Source organism: Leptospira kanakyensis (genome assembly GCF_004769235.1).
Lineage (GTDB): Bacteria > Spirochaetota > Leptospiria > Leptospirales > Leptospiraceae > Leptospira_A > Leptospira_A kanakyensis.
Genome location: NZ_RQFG01000005.1, coordinates 433,060 through 454,304, shown reverse-complemented (window position 1 = coordinate 454,304; position 21,245 = coordinate 433,060). Strand labels below are relative to the sequence as shown.

17 protein-coding genes and 1 pseudogene are annotated in these 21,245 nt (G+C 39.5%); 9 read left to right on the top strand and 9 right to left on the bottom strand.

What is annotated here, in order from left to right:
• Positions 1-152: 152 nt before the first annotated feature.
• Positions 153-2,147: an Lnb N-terminal periplasmic domain-containing protein gene (locus tag EHQ16_RS02675; protein ID WP_244241900.1), complete on the top strand. Its 1,995-nt coding sequence runs from the start codon at positions 153-155 to the stop codon at positions 2,145-2,147.
• A 38-nt stretch (positions 2,148-2,185) separates the two neighbouring features.
• Here the strand turns inward: EHQ16_RS02675 and EHQ16_RS02670 are convergent, their stop codons facing one another.
• Genes EHQ16_RS02670 through EHQ16_RS02660 form a run of 3 tightly spaced genes read right to left on the bottom strand, consistent with a single transcriptional unit; the run spans position 2,186 to position 4,717 of the window.
• Complete coding sequence (locus EHQ16_RS02670) at positions 2,186-3,517, bottom strand: DUF445 family protein (RefSeq protein WP_135636605.1); 1,332 nt, start codon at positions 3,515-3,517, stop codon at positions 2,186-2,188.
• A 1-nt stretch (position 3,518) separates the two neighbouring features.
• Positions 3,519-4,292: an SDR family NAD(P)-dependent oxidoreductase gene (locus EHQ16_RS02665; protein ID WP_135636607.1), complete on the bottom strand. Its 774-nt coding sequence runs from the start codon at positions 4,290-4,292 to the stop codon at positions 3,519-3,521.
• Complete coding sequence (locus EHQ16_RS02660; RefSeq protein WP_135636609.1) at positions 4,289-4,717, bottom strand: GNAT family N-acetyltransferase; 429 nt, start codon at positions 4,715-4,717, stop codon at positions 4,289-4,291. Before EHQ16_RS02660 ends, EHQ16_RS02665 begins: the two co-directional genes overlap by 4 nt.
• 50 nt (positions 4,718-4,767) lie before the next feature.
• Between EHQ16_RS02660 and EHQ16_RS02655 the strand changes: the two genes are divergently transcribed.
• Together EHQ16_RS02655 and EHQ16_RS02650 are read left to right on the top strand one after the other, a co-directional pair.
• Positions 4,768-5,685: a tetratricopeptide repeat protein gene (locus EHQ16_RS02655; protein ID WP_135636611.1), complete on the top strand. Its 918-nt coding sequence runs from the start codon at positions 4,768-4,770 to the stop codon at positions 5,683-5,685.
• An 11-nt stretch (positions 5,686-5,696) separates the two neighbouring features.
• Positions 5,697-6,623 (top strand): DNA-processing protein DprA, encoded by a 927-nt coding sequence (locus tag EHQ16_RS02650; protein ID WP_135636614.1) that lies wholly within the window; start codon positions 5,697-5,699, stop codon positions 6,621-6,623.
• Here EHQ16_RS02650 and EHQ16_RS02645 read toward each other — a convergent pair.
• Positions 6,613-7,647 (bottom strand): calcium/sodium antiporter, encoded by a 1,035-nt coding sequence (locus EHQ16_RS02645; protein WP_135636616.1) that lies wholly within the window; start codon positions 7,645-7,647, stop codon positions 6,613-6,615. The genes EHQ16_RS02650 and EHQ16_RS02645 overlap by 11 nt on opposite strands.
• Between EHQ16_RS02645 and EHQ16_RS02640 the strand changes: the two genes are divergently transcribed.
• A complete protein-coding gene (locus EHQ16_RS02640) occupies positions 7,646-8,287 on the top strand; it encodes a hypothetical protein (protein WP_135636618.1) in 642 nt (213 codons plus the stop codon). The two genes, EHQ16_RS02645 and EHQ16_RS02640, sit on opposite strands and share 2 nt — an antisense overlap.
• 125 nt (positions 8,288-8,412) lie before the next feature.
• Here the strand turns inward: EHQ16_RS02640 and EHQ16_RS02635 are convergent, their stop codons facing one another.
• From EHQ16_RS02635 to EHQ16_RS02625, 3 genes are read right to left on the bottom strand one after another with little or no spacing between them, the layout of a single operon-like run.
• Positions 8,413-10,677 carry an arginine/lysine/ornithine decarboxylase gene (locus EHQ16_RS02635; protein ID WP_135636620.1) on the bottom strand — a complete coding sequence of 755 codons (2,265 nt, stop codon included), beginning with the start codon at positions 10,675-10,677 and terminating at the stop codon, positions 8,413-8,415.
• A gap of 49 nt (positions 10,678-10,726) precedes the next feature.
• Positions 10,727-13,045, bottom strand: a complete 2,319-nt coding sequence (locus EHQ16_RS02630) for a hypothetical protein (protein ID WP_135636622.1) — start codon at positions 13,043-13,045, stop codon at positions 10,727-10,729.
• Positions 13,042-14,316: a valine--pyruvate transaminase gene (locus EHQ16_RS02625; RefSeq protein ID WP_135636624.1), complete on the bottom strand. Its 1,275-nt coding sequence runs from the start codon at positions 14,314-14,316 to the stop codon at positions 13,042-13,044. Before EHQ16_RS02625 ends, EHQ16_RS02630 begins: the two co-directional genes overlap by 4 nt.
• Before the next feature lie 133 nt (positions 14,317-14,449).
• Here EHQ16_RS02625 and EHQ16_RS02620 point away from each other — a divergent pair, with 133 nt between their 5' ends.
• Together EHQ16_RS02620 and EHQ16_RS02615 are read left to right on the top strand one after the other, a co-directional pair.
• On the top strand, positions 14,450-15,544 hold the full coding sequence (locus tag EHQ16_RS02620; RefSeq protein WP_135636626.1) for a DegT/DnrJ/EryC1/StrS family aminotransferase: 1,095 nt from the start codon (positions 14,450-14,452) through the stop codon (positions 15,542-15,544).
• Positions 15,545-15,652: 108 nt separating this feature from the next.
• Positions 15,653-16,696, top strand: a complete 1,044-nt coding sequence (locus EHQ16_RS02615; protein ID WP_135636628.1) for a hypothetical protein — start codon at positions 15,653-15,655, stop codon at positions 16,694-16,696.
• Positions 16,697-16,717: 21 nt separating this feature from the next.
• On the opposite strand, the gene EHQ16_RS02610 is transcribed toward EHQ16_RS02615, so the two are convergent.
• Positions 16,718-17,506: an NADase-type glycan-binding domain-containing protein gene (locus tag EHQ16_RS02610; protein ID WP_135636630.1), complete on the bottom strand. Its 789-nt coding sequence runs from the start codon at positions 17,504-17,506 to the stop codon at positions 16,718-16,720.
• Between the two features lie 50 nt (positions 17,507-17,556).
• Here EHQ16_RS02610 and cutA point away from each other — a divergent pair.
• Positions 17,557-17,880, top strand: a pseudogene (gene cutA, locus EHQ16_RS02605) (divalent-cation tolerance protein CutA).
• On the opposite strand, the gene EHQ16_RS02600 reads toward cutA, so the two are convergent.
• Positions 17,850-18,587 carry a glutathione S-transferase family protein gene (locus EHQ16_RS02600; RefSeq protein WP_135636632.1) on the bottom strand — a complete coding sequence of 246 codons (738 nt, stop codon included), beginning with the start codon at positions 18,585-18,587 and terminating at the stop codon, positions 17,850-17,852. The pseudogene cutA and the gene EHQ16_RS02600 sit on opposite strands and share 31 nt — an antisense overlap.
• A gap of 102 nt (positions 18,588-18,689) precedes the next feature.
• Between EHQ16_RS02600 and EHQ16_RS02595 the strand changes: the two genes are divergently transcribed.
• Entirely contained in the window at positions 18,690-19,895 is a 1,206-nt protein-coding gene (locus EHQ16_RS02595; RefSeq protein ID WP_135636634.1) for a M23 family metallopeptidase, read from the top strand.
• A complete protein-coding gene (locus tag EHQ16_RS02590) occupies positions 19,892-21,097 on the top strand; it encodes a M23 family metallopeptidase (protein ID WP_244241899.1) in 1,206 nt (401 codons plus the stop codon). Before EHQ16_RS02595 ends, EHQ16_RS02590 begins: the two co-directional genes overlap by 4 nt.
• Positions 21,098-21,245: the final 148 nt, after the last annotated feature.

Genomic DNA, 21,245 nt, shown 5'->3' with positions numbered 1-21,245 from the left:
TTTTGAAAGAATAGAATTCTATTCATTAATTTCAAAAATTGATCAAAGGAAAATGAAATTCCCTTTGGTCAATGTGAGTGGAAGACGCTAAACTGTTTTACAGTTTGGCGTTTTTTATGTAAAATCAGAACTTTCCAATATTGGTGACTCTGGTGTTTTCCCTTCCTCATTACCTCCTTATCTCGTTATTATTTTTTTTCACCACTACGGTTGGGGCCACAGAACCTTCGTTTGATTCGAATCTCCTTGAATTGGATTTTGTCACTTCTCGGAAACAAGGAGAAAATCTTCCTAAAACTTCTAGAGCAGAGCAATATTTGAAAGAGTTAGTTGCAGAAGCCAAAGAAAAACATTTAGCAGAAGAAACACATTGGTACAGGTTATTAAGATTTAAAAAAACGAGATGGGGGTTTTGGGAGAGTGAGGTGGATAACAAACGTTATTTCCTTTCCAAAGAAGGAAAATACAATCCAGAAAAAGAACTCATTGCCACACTCTATAGTTTTTTTACGGAAGAAACCATTCCCGAAGGGTTGTTACATCCACAATGTTCTTATCCAGAAAGATACCACTGGTTAAAAGAGAAGTTGAATTTTGATATAAATCGACTACCTGAAGTTACCTGTGAAAGGTTTGAAGTTTGGAAAAAATCTTTAGATCCTGATTCCTTATCAGTTATTTTTGCCTCTTATTATATGCAAACACCGGCTTCAATGTTTGGACATACACTGGTCAAACTAAATAACAAAGTAAATGAGAATGCCGAGTTGTTGGATTATGGAGTCAATTATGCTGCTAACCCAGGAGAGATGAATGTTTTTTCTTATGTTTATAAAGGTTTAATTGGTGGTTATTCGGGTAACTTTTCAATTTTTCCTTATTACCTGAAGGTGAACGAATATAATGATTTGGAAAGTCGTGATATTTGGGAATACAAACTGAATTTGAAACCTGACGAAAAAGAAAGGTTTTTGCGCCACCTTTGGGAGATGGGAAGAGCAGATTTTGATTATTATTTTATCAACGAAAACTGTTCCTACCATTTGGTAGAAATTTTAGAAGTTGCGATTCCAGAATTAAATATAAGTAACCAAGTAGGTTGGATGGTGACTCCAAGTGACACCATAAAAAAATATATGGCAGAAGAAGGGCTTGTTCTTTCCAGAAAATATCGTCCTTCCTTATATTCCAAAATTAAATATAAAATCAATGAAATGTCAGAGGAGGAACGAAATACATACTTTGAAATGATTCGTTTGGAAAAAACATTCTTTCCTGATCCTAAAGAAAATTTTCGGATTTCTCTAGTGACTGATGCAGTGTTGGATACATTTAGGTATCGTGATTCCACCAATAATAATACACATTCAAAAAAACATAAAGACTACTATGACAAGTTACTCGTTTTCCGGAGCAAACAAAATGATGAATATACGACAAAGGAAACATTCCCTTTATCGACTCCACCTGAAGAATCCCATCCGCTCAGTCGGGTGGCGTCATCATTCGGTGTGTCTTCCTTAGGAAATTTTGTCGAACTTCGATATCGAATTGTTTATCATGATTTGTTAAATGTGAGTAGAGGCCACACTCCTAATTCGGAGTTGGCATTTTTTGATACGACGATAAGGACTTATGAAAACAAAAAGCCAGAATTAACTTCTATGAGTGTAATCAAGTTAACATCCATAAGTCCATATAATTCAATCTCTAAAGATTTTTCATATATGGTAGATACGGGAATACAAACTGCCGTTTATCGAAAAAACGATGAAACTCTCAGGAAACAAGTTGGTAATTTTGATTTTCGTTTTGGGTATTCTTTTTCAAATGAATTTGGAAAAACACCTATGAGTTTTGGTGTTCTGAGTGTTCTTGCTGGTGTCAAAGCCCAAAACGGAAGGATGTTTGAAAATGATGTTCGGTATGGTGTCAATTTTAGTTTGTTGTATCAAAAGGAATGGGGTGCTTGGAAAATTTTTACAGGTGCCACAGCTCAAAATTACCAACTCAGTCAAAACTTTAATACATATTATGCTACCATTAAGGTTCGGTATGCATTTTCAAATAGGCATGAACTCCGAGTGGAAGTTAACGGAGAAAGATTTTATGAAGAAACCCTTATATCCTATCATTATTTATTTTAACTTTTTGGCTGAGTAAAATATATAGAAATATTTAATAATCATCCCTCTGTGGGGATTCGTTTTTGATTTCTGTAATGTGCAATGTAGGTAATCAGGACAAGGGCTCCCACAGGAACTGCAAAATAGATATGAACTTGGATGAGTCCTGCGATCATTCCCAAAATTCCACCTAAGAATTGTATGACTACGAGATTTCCTCCAGTATTATCCAAAATCATTTTTTCTAAATCATCGGTGTCAAGTGCCATCACCCGTTCTTCAACAAGGGCTGTGACATTGATATTGTGGACAAATTTTTCAATATTGGTTTTGAGATAAACCTTACCTTCTTCACTGTTCATAAATTCGAGCAGGCGTTTTTTGACCCAATCCACAGCACGAAAAAAGTTTTTTTCAATTTCTTCCCAATTGTTCGGATCATCCAGATAAGCCTGTAACCTCTCGATTCCCGATGGTAAAAGGTTTTGCCTTGCGTAATCACCACTGGCTTCCAACCAATTGGAAATTTTTCCTGTAATGAATTCTTGTGTTTCTTTCGAGTTCAGTCTTTCTTGGAGACCGGCCATCATCTCATCCATCATTTTCATAAACTGGTCGGAGGTTTCCGGATCTTTGACAAATCGCTCTAAAAGTTCACGAATGGCTTCTTCGTTAAAGGAAAAAATCTTTTTCACTCCAATTCCAATTTTACCAAGCGTACTTCTGGTTTTTAAATACTCTTCTAACCCTTCGTTGAGTAAGTTTGCAAGTTTTGGCATCTCTTCAAGTAATACAACTCGAAGTTGTTTTCCTAACTCTTCGCGATTGGTTTCTTCCGTAAGATAGTATGTTAGGCGTTCTTTTGTATAGTCCCAAAGTTTTTGAACTTCTTCTGGACGTTCTGCCATCTTCTTCATGGTTTCTTCTGAAAAATCAAAGATAACTTCTAAAATTTCTGGCCCTCTTTCTTTTAACATGGAAATGATTTTTGTCACAAGCATGGTTCTGATTTCTACGTTGTGAATGGCTTCATCAATTTCTTTGACGATTTTTTGGATTCCCGTTTCTACTAAGTTACGTTCGTAGATATAAGTTAAAATAATATCGGGGTGGAGTAAGTTACTTTGGATGCTTTCTCCGAGTGATTTAGCAATTTTCGATTTGTTTTTAGGGACAAGGCCTGACCAACCAAGCACCTTACCGTGTTTAGGTTGGAATAACATTTTGATTGCGAGAAAATTGGTGAAGTATCCCACCATCCCTGCCATAAGGATCACGAAGACAGCATTGACCCAAACATTCCCTTCGTAGTAAAGTTGAAAACCCCCACCAATGATGGAGAAAATTACAAGTAGTCTACGATACCAGGCATCTAATTTAGCAACGTCCATCCTAATCCTCTTCTAGTTTTAGATATTTGCCGCTTAACTTTCGTAAGAAACCTCGCGGGATCATTTCTGAAATAGTAATGGCACCTTGGTTGAAGGAACCTGTGATACATACAGCTTGGTTATAACGAAGGGCGTCCAAAGATTCTTCCACTACTACACTTGCATCTTGCCACATAAAAGATGGGTATTTGGATTTGTTGATTCCTGCTCTTTGGTGAAAATCGGAATGAGTGAGTCCGGGACAAAGAGCCTGGACATAAATTCCGTAAGGTTTGGCTTCTTCATGGATGGATTCAGTAAATGACTTTACGAATGCTTTGGTCGCGGCATAAATCGCACTACCAGGTGCTGGCAAATAACCAGCGATAGATGCAACATTGATCAAATATCCTTTTTTATTTTTTTTGAACCGGCCCAGTGCCACATGACTTAAATGCACTAATGTTTTTACATTTAAATTGACTTCATCTAGTTCTTTGTCGAGAGGTAATGCTGCAAACTCACCTACAGTTCCGAAGCCTGCATTGTTTACAACGAGTTCCACATCTTTATCTTTTGCGATAATCTCAGCTAGTTCTTCCACATCTTTTTTTTTGGTAAGATCCAAAGCGAAGTATTTTAAAATACCCCGAGATTTGGGTTCTAATTCTAATATTACTTTTTTTAAATCGGATTCCGTACGAGAAATTAAAAAGACATTATAGTCTTTCGCAAGAGCACGAACAAATTCTTTTCCAATTCCTTGGGATGCGCCAGTGACATATGCATTTTTCATTCTAATGGATTCCTCTTCATCAGGACAGCTGTGGATCCGTCCGGATAGTATTTTTTACGTCTCTCTAATTCTGTAAACCCAACGGACTTGTAAAGACCAAAGGCGGCAATATTTGATTCCTTCACTTCCAAAAAGAATTCTTTTTTTGGAAATTCCTGGAATAGGGCCGTCAAAAGTTCCTTTGCCAAACCTAACTTTCGATAGTTGGGAAGTGTTGCAATCCGAAAGATTTCAATCTCCCAGGGGGTTTCACAAACAAGAGCGTAACTCTGTGTTTCTGGATCTCCCAAACCAAAAGCCACATGGAATTCTAAATGAGTTTGGATCATTTTATCCGTCCATTCTTCACCGGGAAAACAAAGGGATTCCCATTGGAGGAGGAGGGAAAGATCGGATTCACCCAACCTTCGAAAACTATGAGACATAATCACATTTTTTTCTTTTCATCCAAAAGAAAGAAACTAAAATCGAACTGATGGGCACAAAAAACAGCAGGTTTACTTTGGTTTCCTTGCCACTAGGATTTCTTTTCCTCCTGCTTGGCTTTAGTTTGGTTGGCTGTGACTATCTCAAGTCACTTACTGAATCCAAATACCGCAAACGGATTGGCGGGGAATTGCCTTCTGAAAAAGACATCGTGAATTGGAAAGAGAAGTTGGCTTTGGAAGAGGCCGAAATCGAAGAGATGGACAAACGGATTCGGAAAATGGTCCAAAAGTCCAACCAGTCAGCCGCCCTTTCTTGGAAAATTGCTCGGGCCTATATGCGGGCCGGCTCTGCTGATCTGGGTGCCCGTTATTATGAAGAAGCGATTGGAGAAACCTTACCCAATTCGAAACAAGGTGGATTTGAAATCCATTCCTATGAATCTGCATTACCATTTTTTGAAAAAGCCATCCAATCCGGAAAGTTGGATAAACAGTTGTTATATGAAACTGCAGTAGCGTATGCCAATGCTTCTAAAGATATGGGTTGGGAATCAGTCCGACGAAATCGGGCCATCGGACTTTTTAAACAACTTTCAAAAATTGATAAAGAAGATTCCCGATTCCCGTTTCAATTGGCTCTCATTTATTTTGATTCTTCATTGAAGGATGAAGCTTGGAACGGGAAACTTGCCAGTGGGTATGATGAAGTGGAAACTGCATTTTCACTTCTCGACCAAATTTTACGCAAAGAACCTTACAATGTTCCAACACGGTTTGCTAAGGCTAATTTTTTATACCAAGTGGGAAAAACAAATTTGGCTTATGATGAATACACACGAATTAAGTCCATATTGGAAGAGATGAAAGAAAAAGGTTCTATCCGTGAACCTTTGGATGAAAATTCTTCGTATCGTAATGTCATTAAAAACTTAAACCAATTGGGGGCCCAAAACAAATCTAACTGACCACTCTCTTTGTGGTAGTTTCGATTTTAGGCCATTCGCGAATTTCTTCTTTTCTTCGCAGAACAAAACTTTGGCGTCAGTTCAGTCAATTTTCGGAATTGTATGCCGCTCTCCCTCATTATTTTGAAGAAGATTTTTGGAACCAATGTTTGGAAGAATGTATCCAATGGGAAAAATCGAAAGATCCGAATTGGAAACTACTCAATTTTTATGATCCAGAGTATCCAAAAAATTTAAAAGAGATATTTGATCCGCCTATGGTTTTTGCCTGTTTGGGAAATCTTCAGGTATTGCAGTCTCAGTTGGTTGCCATTGTTGGGACAAGGAAATCTTCGCCAGTATCGCTTTCTGCCACAAGGAAACTCGTGGAATTACTTTCGGTAAACAAAGAATTGGCGGTAGTATCGGGTATGGCACTCGGAATTGATCGGGAGGCTTTTTTATCTGCTCTGGAATTTGGACTTCCTGTGATAGGGGTGCTTGGAACTACTTTAGGAATGGAATACCCACCAGGGAACCGGGATCTTTACAAACGAATCAAAGAAGATGCGAACCAACTTCTCATCACCGAATTTTTACTCAAAACAGAACCTGCCAAGTGGACATTTCCCAAAAGGAATCGTGTGATCTCTGGCCTTGCGGACAAAGTGTACATCATGGAATCGGGTCGAAAATCGGGAACTATATCTACAGCTTACAGTGCTATGGAACAAAACCGAGAGATATTTGTTTTTGATCATCCAAAACAATTTGATAACGAAGGAGGAAGGTTACTCCTCCGGCAAGGGGCACAAAGGTTATTTGGAGAAACTAAGATCCCAAAAGAAAAACCGGAATCACAAGGTAAGGAGATAAGTTATGAAGAATGGAGAAACAAACGAACCATCCCTTCTGGAATGAGAAGAGATGGTGGTTGGAATTTAGATTTTACCCTTTAAATACAAATCCAGCGAGTGTCGCCACGATGTAAATGAAAAGTAAAAAAACACCAAACGGTCGTTTGATTTTGTCTTTTGAAAAAACAATTCCTAAACGAAAGAGCACAAGAACGATGAGCATCGACGGAAAGTAGAATGTAAAAAAACTAACGGGAGCTTCGAGCCCGTTTTTAGTCACAGCAGCGGCGGCCCCGGAAACAAAAAGAACATTCAAAATATCTGCCCCAATGATGTTACCAACCGCAAGTTCAGAGTGCCCACGACGAGAGGCTTGGATAGCAGTGACAAGTTCCGGAAGGGAAGTTCCAAAGGCAACGAGTGTGGCTCCAATGATGGAATCAGGGATGGACAACCGAACCGCTGTTTCTTGGACAGAAGGGATGAGAACCTTGGAAGACAATATCACAAGAGTGATGGCAACTACCAGTTTTAAAAGGATCACCCAGAAAGGGGATTCATCATATTCAGTTGTGGCATCAATCCCTGCTTCGACTTCTCCTGGTTTGGAACGAGACCAACGAATGCTGAGATAAATATAAACAGCAAGGAGAATCAAAAATACAAAACCGGTTCCTTGGTCGATCCTTCCCCCAGTGGAGAAAACGGATGTTAGGTTAGTCCAAGGTAGGGCAGCAAAAACAAGTAAAAAACCAGAAAGGACTTGGATCCAACCTTGGCGATTGACAAGTCGTTTGTCAATGTCAGGTGGGGAAATGAGGATGGCGATTCCTAAAATTAAGCCCGTGTCGCAGATGATGGAACCTACGGCATTTCCGAGTGCGATTCCTGGATTTCCCTCTAGGGCAGAGAGAACCGATACGGAAACTTCGGGAAGGGTTGTGCCTAAACTCACGATGGTGGCCCCAATGATCATTTTGGGAACTCCCCATCTTGTCGAAAGGGAAACTGCCTCATCAACAAGTACGTCAGCGGCTTTTCCTAAAACAAGGATGGAGCCGATGATGACGAGTAAAAGAACTGGCAAAGGAAGGGTTTGAAAAGTTGCAGTAAGAAATGCATCCATGGATAAAGGTCAGAATATGGAAAACTTCATCCGACTGCGACTCTTTCTTTGGGTAGGGACCCTCGGATTTTTTTCTCCGGTACTCGGAGAACCACGATTGCCCAAGGAACCCAACCTTCCTTCTCTCCCTCAGGAAGAATCGAAAGAACCACGAAATGCTCGTGGAGACAAAGACAATTCTGAACCCAAGGTTTTAAATCTTACCCTTTGCGATGGTAGGACTGTCCGTGGTGAATCATCTAGCGGCAGTCAGTCGATGTCGTTTGAACATTCGAAAGATGGAATTCTCTACAAAAAGAAACTGAATACAAACGAACTGGACTCGGTGCGAATTGACTCTTGGGAAATCAAACAAAAACGAGAAGAAAAAAAAGGGATCACGTATGAAGTGGTTCCTAAAAAAATTCGGATCCGCACCCGTAATGGAGAAGTGTTTTATAAAGAAACTGGTGTTTCCGATTTAAAACTTCTAAACATCGAAATTAAAAACAATAATGGAGAAACCACTCTCTTTTCCTTTTGGGTTGATTTGAAATATCCTGATGGGAAATGGTATTCTGGATTGCCCAGTTTGAAACCAAACCAAGAAACAAGGGAAGATTGTTTGAAAGATGTGGTGAAGATGATTGAGTGGGAATAATCATTCCTTAATCACAAAGTTGGTTCGCTTAACCCAGAATTCTTTGTCACTGTTGTTGTGATTGTTACTAAAAACCAATCCCAGACTAGAATTTTCTTTGGTCTGGAATTGGATCTTAATCTTTTTTATTCGGATACACAATCCACATAGTAAGTCACATGGCCTGACTCTGATTTTTCTTCCACAAGGCCGTGGATATCAGTTTCAAAACCAGGGAACTTGGAGTTAAACTCCCGTGCGAATTGTAAGTAACGAATGATTGTCATGTTGAACTTTTCTCCTGGGATGAGAAGTGGGATTCCCGGAGGATAAGGTGTGAGTAGGACTGACGTGATTCGTCCTTCCAATTCATCAATCGGAACCCTTTCAATGTCGCGGTGTGCCATTTTAGAAAATGCTTCCGAAGGTTTCATCGCAGGGATCATGGGGCTCAAATACATCTCCGTTGTTAGGTGAGAAATATTGTTTGCTCGGTAAACTTCGTGCATCGATTGGCAAAGGTCACGTAACCCAATCCGATCATACTTGGGATAAGCAGCGGTAAACTTTGGCATCACACGCCAGAGTGGTTGGTTCGAATCATAATCATCTTTGAACTGTTGTAATTCGGTCACCATGGTATTCCATCGACCTTTGGTAATCCCGATGGTAAACATGATAAAGAAACTATAAAGTCCTGTTTTTTCTACGATGATTCCATGTTCTGCTAAGTATTTAGTGAGAATGAGAGCAGGGATTCCCCAGTCAGCAAATTCTCCTTCCACACTCATACCAGGAGTGATGACCGTTGCTTTGATGGGATCAAGCATATTGAACCCCTCTGCAATGTCACCAAACCCGTGCCAACGGTCATTGGCTTTGAGAATCCATTCGTCCCTTTCTCCTGCACCTTCTTCCACAAGAGCCTCAGGGCCCCAAACACTAAACCACCAATCTTCTTCGAGTTCTAAATCCACTTTCCGCATGGCACGTCGGAAATCGAGTGCCTCTTCAATGGATTCTTCCACAAGGGCATTTCCACCAGGAGATTCCATCATGGCCGCTGCGACATCGCAAGAAGCAATGATGGCATACTGCGGACTCGTACTTGTATGCATTAAAAAGGCTTCGTTGAATAAGTTTCTATCCAAAGTTTCTTTCTCACTGTTTTGCACAAGGATCTGGCTTGCTTGGGAAAGACCAGCTAGAAGTTTGTGTGTGGACTGGGTGGCAAAGATCATACTTTCTTTTGGTCTTGGTCTGTCCGATCCAATGGCATGCATTCCTGAATAGAATCTATGAAAGGAAGCATGAGGAAGCCACGCTTCATCAAAGTGGAGGGTTGAAATTTTACCATCTAACTCAGATTTGATGTCTTCTACATTGTATAAAATTCCATCGTAAGTACTTTGTGTGATGGTGAGGATTCTTGGATTTCCTTTGACTTCTTTGGCAAAGGGATGTTCCGCAATTTTTTTCTGAATGTTTTCCCATTTGAATTCAGATTTGGGAATGGGACCGATGATTCCAAAATGGTTTCTTGTCGGCATTAAAAAAACAGGAATAGCACCAGTCATTGTAATGGCATGAAGGATACTTTTGTGGCAGTTACGGTCTACAATCACAACGTCGCCAGGGGCAACCGTACTATGCCAAACAATTTTGTTTGAAGTGGAAGTTCCATTGGTCACAAAATACAAACTATCACATTGGAAAATTCGTGCGGCGTTTCTTTCACTGGCAGAAATAGGGCCTGTATGGTCGAGTAATTGGCCTAGTTCGTCTACCGCATTACAAACGTCAGCTCGTAGCATGTTCTCACCAAAAAATTGGTGGAACATTTGTCCTACGGGACTTTTTAAAAAAGCAACCCCACCCGAGTGACCAGGGCAGTGCCAACTATAACTTCCATCATGTGCGTATTGCGTTAAGGCACGAAAGAAAGGAGGTGGTAAACTATCTAAGTAAGATTTAACTTCTCTATGAATGGCACGAGCCATAAACTCTGGTGTGTCTTCAAACATATGAATGAAGCCATGGAGTTCTTTTAAAATGCTATTAGGAATATGACGACTGGTTCTTGTTTCCCCATAAAGAAACAACGGTATGTCGGCGTTCCTATGACGCACTTGTGTCACAAAATCTTTGAGTTGGCGGAGGGCATCGGGAACTTCACCTTCTGTTTCCGGAGTGAACTCTTCATCGTCAATGGAGAGGATGAATCCACAAGCCCGACTCTGTTGTTGCACAAAACTGGTTAAATCTCCGTAACTGGTAACACCCAGAACTTCAATCCCTTCGCCTTCTAAGGCCTTTGCAATAGCTCGAATGCCAAGACCACTGGCATTTTCGGAACGAAAATCTTCATCGATGATGATGATAGGAAATTGTACGATACCGTTTTGATACATCACACTCCATAGGAGGAGTGACCCGTAGGGAATCAAATGATTTTAGTATCTAAACTCGTTTTTTCGGAAGGTATTTATAATACTCCATCTCTACCGTGTTGATGAGGTAGGTGTAGTATTTAACTAGTTTTTTATCGAACTTCTTTTTATTCATTTCTTCTCTGTAGTGATCAGCAAGTTGGCCACGAAAGAGAGCCGATTTCATATCATTACGATTGATAAGAATGGTGTTTGGAAGATCCCGAATGGCAACATCATCGGGAATGAGAATGGTGGAAACTGATTGTAAAACCGCGTATTCGACAGTAGAAGCCACTTTGTCGTCGTCCTTTTCTTTTCCGAGGGTCATGTTGTTGCGTTTGATATTGTCTAAGTTTTCGTAAATACGCGAACGTAAGGATTTTGGATCCAGAACCTTATCTGTGATTTTGTTGAATCGTTTAGGAAATACGAAGTTATCTGCGGCTTTGTAGATATGAGAAAGTTTTTCTTCTTTTTTATTTGTTTCGGCTTCATCTTCGTAAGATGCAGAGGCACTGGAGCTGTAGGTTGGTTTTCCCCAGTCACCAACTCCTGAAAATTTCCCTGAATTTTTGATGTCTTCTCGGATTTCTTCTGTGGATTTTTCTCGGAAGTAGATGGCAGCCATAAACCCAAGCACAACAGAAAAGGGAACACCAAAAAAGATTGGCATCGCCGAACGGAGGTAATATGCTCCCGTGATAAAGATAAGAGTGCTGACTACAAAAGTCAAAATACCAGGAACCACATTGAACCTTGAGCGAATTTCATTGGAACGTTCTTTTTCCAATTCTTCCACTTCCATATTTTTGACATCAGCATTGAGTTTTGCAATTAACTCAGGTTTTAGTTTGTTATTGAGCTCAGGATGTTTGGGATTGGAAAGTTTGTGGTTGATGATTTTGGCATAACCCAATTGTTTTTTGTATTCAGGATTGGTTCTGCCTTCAAACGCTAGTTTGTGGATGACTGCGGCCATATACCCGTGATCTACCACATAATAAACCGATCTTCCGTCAGGAAGTTTTTCTTCATAATAAGAATGATCAGAAAATACATCGTCTTTTAATCGTTTGATGTATTCGTTGGTTTTTTCTTCTGAAGTGATTCCTGCTTTTGCTACTTCTTCTTCAAAATCAATTCGGAGGAGTGTGTTATGATTTTTTGTATGTTCAGGGATTCGAGAGATAACTGCATTTTTGACAGTGCCGTAGATGTTATCATCTTTACGAGTCAGAACCGATCCCTTTTCTTCCGAAAGTCTCTTTAAAATTTTAACACTGAGTTCAATTGTTTCTTTCACTGAAAGAGATTTGTTTCCTTTCTCTGTTGGATAAGGAAAGTTTTCGATGATTGATAAAAACTTTTTCACTTCTTCTTCCGGATTCATTTTTGATTCTAAAGAAGGAAATTTTGGTTTGGAGATATAATCACTAAACGTTGCCAAAAAAGATTCATACTTAGCATCTTTGGCAAGTTTTGTGAGTTGGTCTTTTGTGAAATGTTCCAATCCATTCATATGAGCAAGGATTTGGTTCACTACTTCTGGTAATCGTCTGAAACTTCCATCAGGTAAGATGTTTAGTTCATCGATGACAATATGGTAGTCAGCAAGAATGGAAACTGCTAAGTTTTGTTCTCTCGCAAACACTGTGAAGTCTTGGAGAAAGTCTGGCATGGGGATGTAAGGTAAATTTCCAAATCCCTTTCTGACCAATGAAGAAATTTCTGCTTCGAGAGAACCAAGTTTAGGATAGAGCCAAGTGTTTCCTTCTTTGTTCTTTTGTAAGAGGAGAGATCCAGGATTTTCATCATCCCAGTTCCTTCCTTTTTTGCCTCGGTTCTCGAGTAATACTTTGATGAGTTCTTGCGAAAAACGAAAACAAGCCTGTCTGTATGGTTGGGTGTCTGTTTTGTTTTCGTTTTGTGGGGCGACCAGTGCAATTTTAGAAGAAATTTTACTGCCCGTACGAATGAGATAAGGATAAGCGTAAGCGGCTCTATTTTGGCCACGATGGTCGATGTCTAAAATTTGCCTGAGGGCATGGTAGATGGAATTTTCGGAACGACCTTGGGCTCCGAGGTTTGTATACTTTCCGAGTGCTTCCGGAAGTTTATCCACGGTCATTAGGTATGATGCATGTTTTTCTTTGCTTCCGTGTTTTTCGACACGTTTGTGCCAGTCTTTCAGTTCATCTAAGATACAACGTGCTGTGGGTGTGAGGCTTCCCACAGAATCAGACAAAAAAATGTAAGACTGTGCAGATGGTCTATCCATTGAACTTTCGTCTTTGGACGAGGGGTTCTCAACGACTGTGTCTGATAGATCAATGCTGTCTTCGCTCATTTGGATTTCGCCTGGTGAGAAGCCACTATCTCCGAAAGGATATGGGCTCCCCTGGCTAATTCTTCTTCTGGACGACAATATGTCAAACGTATGCAATCTTGAGTGTGTGAAAAATCTGAGTTTAATCCCGGAAAGAAATAATGTCCTGACACAATGAAGAGTCGTTTATCTTTACAAAGGTGATAAAGTTTGTGGTTGGTGACTGATAACTTGGGAAAACGAATCCAAAGAAAAAATCCACCCATTGGTTCATGGATTTCATATTCGACTCCCCGTTTCTGAAATTCCGATTCAAAAATGGACACGGCAAGTTCTCTTTTTTTGTCATAAAACGGACGTAAGACGTTTTTTGCAAGGTTTGTGAGGATGTCCTTACGAAAGAGAATTTCCATCATATAAACACCTAAATTTCCCACAGCCAGATTCCCTACAGCAGCATAAGAGGATAAGGTTTCAATCGTATCGGGATTTGAAACAACGATGCCCAAACGAACCCCCGGGAGTCCAATTTTAGAGAAACTAAGGGAAAGGGTTCTACCTTCCTTGTAATGGATCGGTTCTTCCGATCCAATCAAATTGGGAAAAGGATTTCCATAGGCTAAATCAATGAAGAGAGGAAGGTTTTGTTTTTTTGTTTTCTCTTCCATCCATTCGATGTCGGCATTTGATAAAATATTTCCCGTGGGATTTGTAGGACGAGACAAGGCCACACAACCAATCTCGGAAAGATCAAAATCTGTTTTGTTTAATCCGTATCGAAATCTATGATTTCCTGTCGGAATCACTTCTGGTTTGGTAGCCAAAAAAGCATCGGCTTCGATGGACTGGTCCGCATAACCGATGTATTCCGGAACTATCGGTAGGAGAATTTTTTTAAAACTCCCATCCTTCATCTTCCCGGAATGGATATTGAGTAAATAGGAATAGGCATTTTGACTGCCATTAAAAAAGGCAATATTGTCTTTGGTGAGTCTTGCACCTAAGTGGGGAGATAGGGATTCTGCGGCCAGGGAACGAAAACGATCATTCCCGATCGGAGCCTGGTAATCTCCGAGAAGGGCGGAAAGGCACGGGTCACTCGCGAGTTCGCGAAAACAATCAGCAAAAATTGCCTCTGCTTCCGGGATATGGGCCGGATTTCCTCCCCCAAGGAGAATTTCATCCGGGTGGCCCGTCACTTGGCCCAAATCTTCCATCAGGGAACGGATTCCTTGGTTTTGGCGTAGGCGGTTGGCCCAAAGGGAGGAGGGAGAGTCCATCATGGGGGCCATATTCGTGAGACTCCCTCCTGCCAGAACCATTTTTCCAATGAATTCCTAAAATTATGTTCTCATTTCGAAAAATGAAGTGACATAATACGGAAATCGGCTATTTAAGTGACATAATATATAGGAGTGCTGTTGGATGAGCACCGAAACAATACAAAGACCTGTTCGAAAAGAAAAAGATATCGAATTTTTTAAACCGACCCTTTCTCGGGAAGATTTGAAAGGTGTTTTAGAATGCCTTGTGGACGAACACCTATCAAATGGTGAAATCGTAGAAAGATTTGAAAAAACCTTCTGCCATACTTTCAAAATCAAATATGCCATATCTTCTAATTCCCTCACCTCGGCATACCACCTAGCATTACTTGCATTAGGTGTGAAAGCGGGAGATTCCGTTTTACTTTCTAGTTATGCACCGATTTCGGCATTGGATGCCATTTTTCTATTACAAGCAAAACCAGTGCTTGTGGATTTAAAACGAAATTCCTTTCACCTTTGCCCGGAAGAATTCCTCCGTAAAAAAAATGAATCTGGTGCGAAGTTTGCTTTATTTGATCATAGTTTTGGATCTCTCATTCGACTCAGTGATTATTCCATCGAGGGATTAGAAGTGGTAGAAGACTTTACCGAAGCCATTGGTGCCACTTCCGAAACAATCTCCGTTGGCAAACAATCCAAAATTGCAATTTGTGGACTCAGTGCAGAAAACATCATCACCACTGGTAACGGTGCGATGATCATCACTTCTGAAGTTTCCTTATCAAACTCGATAAAATCATACAAAACGGGATCATCCGCCAAACGTAACTTTGGTGAACCAAAGTATGATTACAATTTGGTTGATTACCAAGCTGCTCTTGGAATTGAACAACTTTCTAAACTGGGTGTAATTTTAGAACGTAAGAAAAAAATTGCATCTGCCTATTTACAAGCTGTTCAAAATTCTAGATTAGAAACCTATTTCCAAAATTCCACGGAAGATACATTTCAAAGATTCCCGATTGTTGTTTCCGGACAAAACTACGAAGAGATCCAAAGGTATTTTAAATCCATCCACATCGGTACACAAAAAACTGTAGAGGAACCTTTGCACCGTGTTTTGGAAGAAAACCATTTGGAATTTCCAAACGCGGAACGCCTTTACCAAAGAGGGCATTGTATTCCTATTTACCCTAACCTAACAAAAGATAATGTACAACGGATTGCCACTGCTATCCGACGAATCTATTGATTGGCTCCATCGCTTTATTATCTAGACTCATTATTTGAGTATAGATTGTATCCAACACCTCCGAATTTAGATTCCTCCCTCAAACGGAGGAATCGTTGTTTGGAGAAGATGTTTTTTCCCATCTCAAGGGCCGAAGATTTCGTTTTAGTCGAAGAGCTTCCTGGTGACGAAATTTATACTCACTGGAAAAATTCTGGGCTTAACCCGGGAACACCCATCCAAGAAGGGGACTTACTTGGTGAAGTCTCTCTTGTCGAATGGGGGTGTCGAAACGAATGGTATGAAGGCAGGCTTTTAGAAGATCCAATTCGAATCGAAACCTCTCGTTATCTCAATTCAAAAATCACTCAGCTTGATTTTAGGAAACACCACTCGCCCTTAGCTGCGAAAATAATCACATCCGAAGAACATTTGTTTGCTGAACTCGAAGAGGCCAAACTCCCTTTGGTTTTAAAAAGTGAGTTCGGACTTGCAGGTAGAAATCATATTATTTTTAAATCAGCTTCTGATTCCTGGAAGATGTCTCAAGTGAACAAAAAACTTTTTGGATTTCCTATTCTCGCTGAGTTTTGGGTAGGGGAGGAAAGGTTTTTTGATTTTTCAACACTCTGGGATGTTCGTGATGGAGAGTTTTTTTATTTAACATCTACCGCAATGCTCATTGATAAAGAAGGGGTGTTTCGTGGGATTCGAATTGGTGGATCGGAACTTCCTTATTCTGCTTCCTTTTTACCTCCTGTGATGGATTTGGTAAAAGATACCAAAGGATTGATACCAAACGAGTATTCAGGGCCATGTGCCATCGATGGGTTTTTATTTAGAGAAGAGGGTAGGGTTCAGGTTCAACCAGTATCAGAATTTAATTTTCGTTATTCGATCGGACGTATTTTATGGGAAGTGCGAAAAAAAAGAAATCCAAAACTGGAAGTGGTGACTGGAATTTTGATTTTGCCTTATCCCAAACAAGGTTCGATTGATGAATGGCAAACGATAGAACGTTTGGAAAAAGAATTAGATATTAAGTTGATTCTTTTAACACCCGTTAGAGATTTAATCGGCAAACCATACCAAAATACTGTTTTGTATTTTGAGACCACGGAAGAAAAAGAACCTTCCGTGGTGGAATCCATTTGGCAATCTTGGATGAATTAAACTAAAGAATTAAATTTTGCGTTACACTCCATCTCTGTTGGAGATAAACTCATGTTTTCCATTGATTTCGAGAGTTGGATCAGATGGATTCCCTCGGCGTTTGATTTCCAAAATATCGGTATTGGTGAGGGGAAGGGTTGCTTCTAAACTAACAATGACCTTGTCTCCTTTTTCTGTCCATGTACATAACATCTTGGCTGTTTCATATCCCATCTCACAAGTTCCATCATTATGCAGTTGGATCCTTGCGATGTTGGATTTTGTTTTCCACTTTCCAATGGCCCAAGTATTTTTGGGAGGAATGAGAGCTGATCCCGCTTGGTCTGAATTGAATACTAATTCTGCAATGGCAGTGTTTTCCGAGTTGGTTCCTTTATAAACTTCTTGGATGGTGAGAGAAATTTCTTTGGCATGAAGTTCTGATTTGAACTCAATCCTTTGGAGTGACAAACTATCTTTTAAAGTCACAATTTCCTCATTTCCATCTTCAGTAGATATTTTTAGCTTTTTGATTCGATTGTTTGCGGCCCATAGTTTGGGATCACCAAATCCATTGTAGATGGAAAGGGAACGAAAGCTAATTGGTGATTTGTATTTGATTTGTAAAGATTCTCCAATTCCTTCGCCAAGTGCGCCTTCAACCCAACTGGTTTTGAGTTTTCCATCCATAGCAAGGATTGGTGTATATTTTTTGGATTGTGGTTGCAGTTGACTAGAAGAAGTAACACTCGGAGGATTGAGTGGTTCTGCAAAAAGGGGCAGACAAATGGCGGTTATTAATAAGTAAGTTTTGGAATTTGGAAAAGACATACACAAAATCATAAGTATATAAAATTTTTATCAAGTAGGAAATAAATTTAATGAATGAACCATGGGAATACAATACGATCTATGTTACTTTCGCAAGTGAAGAAGAGGCGAAACAAATTGCAAAAAAAGTGGTGATGGAACGCCTCGCGGCTTGTGCAAATATCATCAAAGGAATGGAATCTGTTTATGTTTGGAAAGGGTAAATCGAAGAATCTTCTGAAACTGTTTGTTTGTTGAAAACAACTAAGGATAAGTCAGATATTTTAATGCAGAGGATCAAAGAATTACATTCTTATGATACTCCCTGCATTGTGGTTTGGCCGATTGTCTCTGGAAATCCTGATTATTTGGATTGGTTGCGAAATTCCTTGTAAAATTCTTTAATTCTATCGAATAACAACTCGACCCCTAATTCCTTTCTCCAGGTGAAAAAAGACTCAGGCATTTGTACTGATCTAAACCAAGGATAAGCAGGAGATTCTTTTGGTTCTGCGAGCATTCCCATAAGACTAGCTAATGTTAGATCCACTCTTCCAAAAGAGTTTCCATTAAAAAACTTTCTATCTTTGTATATAGAAATTAATTCTTTTGAACCTTCATCTAGTGCTTGTTTAACGACTTCTAAGTTTTTAGGAGTAATTTTATACCTTCTTTTGAGAGAAAGAGCAATCAAATCAAAATGTTCTGGTGCCGCTACCGTATCCGATAACGAAGCCGGTTCTAATAAAAATAATTTACCTACAATTTCGGGGTAATCAAGAATATGAAAATAGAGCATTGTTTGTAAACTTTTCCCGATTTGGATGTCGATTTTCTCTTCCATTTGTTTTTCTTCTGGGGTGGCTTTATGACCAAATGCCTTTTCTTCAATGACATCTAAAATATTTCCAGAACCTTGGATGACTCCAGAATCCGTCTCTAAAACAGGCACATACAAATCGGTCACAATTGGTTTTAGGGTTTTGATGTGTTCACCTGGGACCAAGGCCTTTAGTTCAAAAGAATAGTTTGCAAGTTCCAATCCCCATCTGGCTTTTTCAGAAAAATGAGAGATGGGGAATGTGTATAAGATTGGAGTCATGTGTCGAAGTTTAAAGAGAAGAAATCATTCGGCAATCAAGTTTTTTAGGAAGGAAAATGGATTGTCACCTACATTTCCATTCGTTAACATGATTCCTGTTTTATGAGATTTGGCATATTTATTCTTTTTTTGTTTTGTCCTATTGGATTCTTATTTGCCAAAGAACATTCTGAATTCTGCTCCATGGACAGACTCTGTGTCATTTATGTGCAGGACAAAACGGGGGTAGATGTTTACTTTCAAAACAAAATTGCAATAGAAGAAACCGACACAACTTTATCAGTCAATGCTAGTTATAAAAACATGAAAAGTTCAGTGAAACTCCCTTTGGTGACTGTATTAAAAGGGCCAAAAAGAAAAAAACTCTTTCGTTTGAATGTAAATAAACCTAACAAACGTTGGGTATATCAAATTAAATACAGATGGATTCTCGGGAATTTTGGAGTCAGGCACGATTCCAAGGTTATTTACGAATTACCTTTTGACAAGGGTTTGAAAGTTCGTGTGTATCAAGGTTATAAGGGATCCAAAAGCCATCAAGGTGACAACCGTTATTCGATCGATTTTGGATTAAAGGAGGGTGAGTTAATCACCGCTGCCAGAGACGGAATTGTCGTTGATACAGAAGAAAAAAATACAGAAGGTGGATTTGAAATCAAATACATCCACTCGGCCAATTATGTAAAAATTTTACATGAAGATGGGACGATCGGCCAGTATGCTCATCTTCGTTATATGGGTGTTCTTGTCAAACGAGGACAAAAGGTAAGTGCGGGAACGCCAATTGGTTATACGGGGAGCACTGGATTTAGTGATGGCCCCCATTTGCATTTTGAAGTCTATAAACCAACACCGAGTCTCCGGAAAAAAACAATTCCTACTTTGTTTCGAACTGAATCCTCCGATTCTGAAATGATTGCGGAAGGGCAACTCCATTGGCGTAGGGATACAAACGAACCTCTAGTCAAAATAGATTCGGATGCGGACGAAATCCAAATTTGTGAATCGGTTCAAAACTTAGAAAGACTGGGATGTAATGTTACTTCGTTCGCAAAAACGGCTCCTATGTATTTTTATATTCCTCTTTTAAAGCCATCCAGGCATAAGATACAAATTTCCGTTCGTAAAAATGGCACCTCTATTATAAAATTGTATAATTGGGAGACAAACCCAGAATGGTGGGACACCTATTTGGATATCCAATTTGAGGAATCTTCTGAACCTTTGGAAGGAGATTGGACGGCAACGATCTCCATTGATGGGGTAGTTCAAAAAGAAATGTCATTTCAATTAACGAGCATAAAGTGATTCGATCCGTAGTAATATTTTTTTTTAGTTTTTGTTTTTCCTTTAGTATTTATGCAGAATCAAATGTTACAGAAGAGTGTAACCAAGAATGGGTTTGTTTGATTCAAACAAAAGATGAAGATGGAATTCAGCTTTCGATTCGTAATCACAATCCAAATCCTAAAGTTACCAATTCTGTATTGTTGAATGCAACTTTCGTAAACTTTAAAACTGATATTAGTTTTCCTTATTTTGTTGTTGTCAAAGGCCCCGCGCCAGTTTATATTACAAAGTTTTTTTTAGAAGATAGAACGAAAGATGCCTTCCATTCTTTTGCGTTTCGAGTCAGACCAGGAGATTGGGATAGTATTCATGATGATTCGGTAAGTTACTTATTACCTTTTGCACGTGGCATTCGAGCGAAAGTTGTCCAAGGGTATAACGGCTCTGTGACTCATTTCGGTAGTTTTGCGAATGCGATTGATTTTGGAATTCCCGTTGGAACGCCTGTGCATGCAGCTAGAAAAGGTTATGTGATGGCAACAGAGTCCAAGTATTCTGAAGGTGGATTTCGTAAAGACCTTCTCTCAAAGGCAAATTTTATCATCATACAACATGAAGATGGTACATTGGGGAATTATGCCCACTTAATGAAAAATGGAGTTGTTGTCAAAGTCGGTGATATGATAGAAGCGGGTCAGTTGATTGGATACTCAGGTAATACTGGTTATACGCAGGGACCACATCTCCATTTTGAAGTTCATAAACCAAACAGACAATTAGAAGTGACAACCATTCCAACACTATTTAAAACTCAATACTCGGAACGAGATACTTTGAATGAACTTTTTATGTATTGGCATCCAAGACCAGGAATTGATCCGATTAAAGCAGAAATTTTAGAAGAAGACATTCAGATTTGTAAATTAAATTCAAAAAAAGAAAGGGTACAATGTGGTGAAACCTCTTTTCGGTTAGGTGATAATTTTTTGGTATCCTTAGAATTTGTTAGGCCAGGAAACCACAAGATTGAATTGGATATTTCCATTGAAGGAAAGGCCTTTGAGGCGATGAAGTTGGACTGGGTCGCGGAGAAAAATTTGGCCATTGAAGCCAGATATGTTTCGATTACCAGTAATCCTAAATTTACGGGGCGGTGGAAGGTGCGGGTACGGGTCAATGGAGAGGAAAAAAAGATTCTTTTTTTTGATGTGCGTGCGTAATCGTTTGACAAGTAAATATATGTTTAGTAGATTGACTGTAGGCTTTCCAAGACCTTTTGGTCGTTCTATTGGGGGTGCAAACCCCCATCTTTTTTCTCTTCTAAACTCAGATTCGTCTTCCCAGATTTGATTCTTTCCCTAGTTTGAG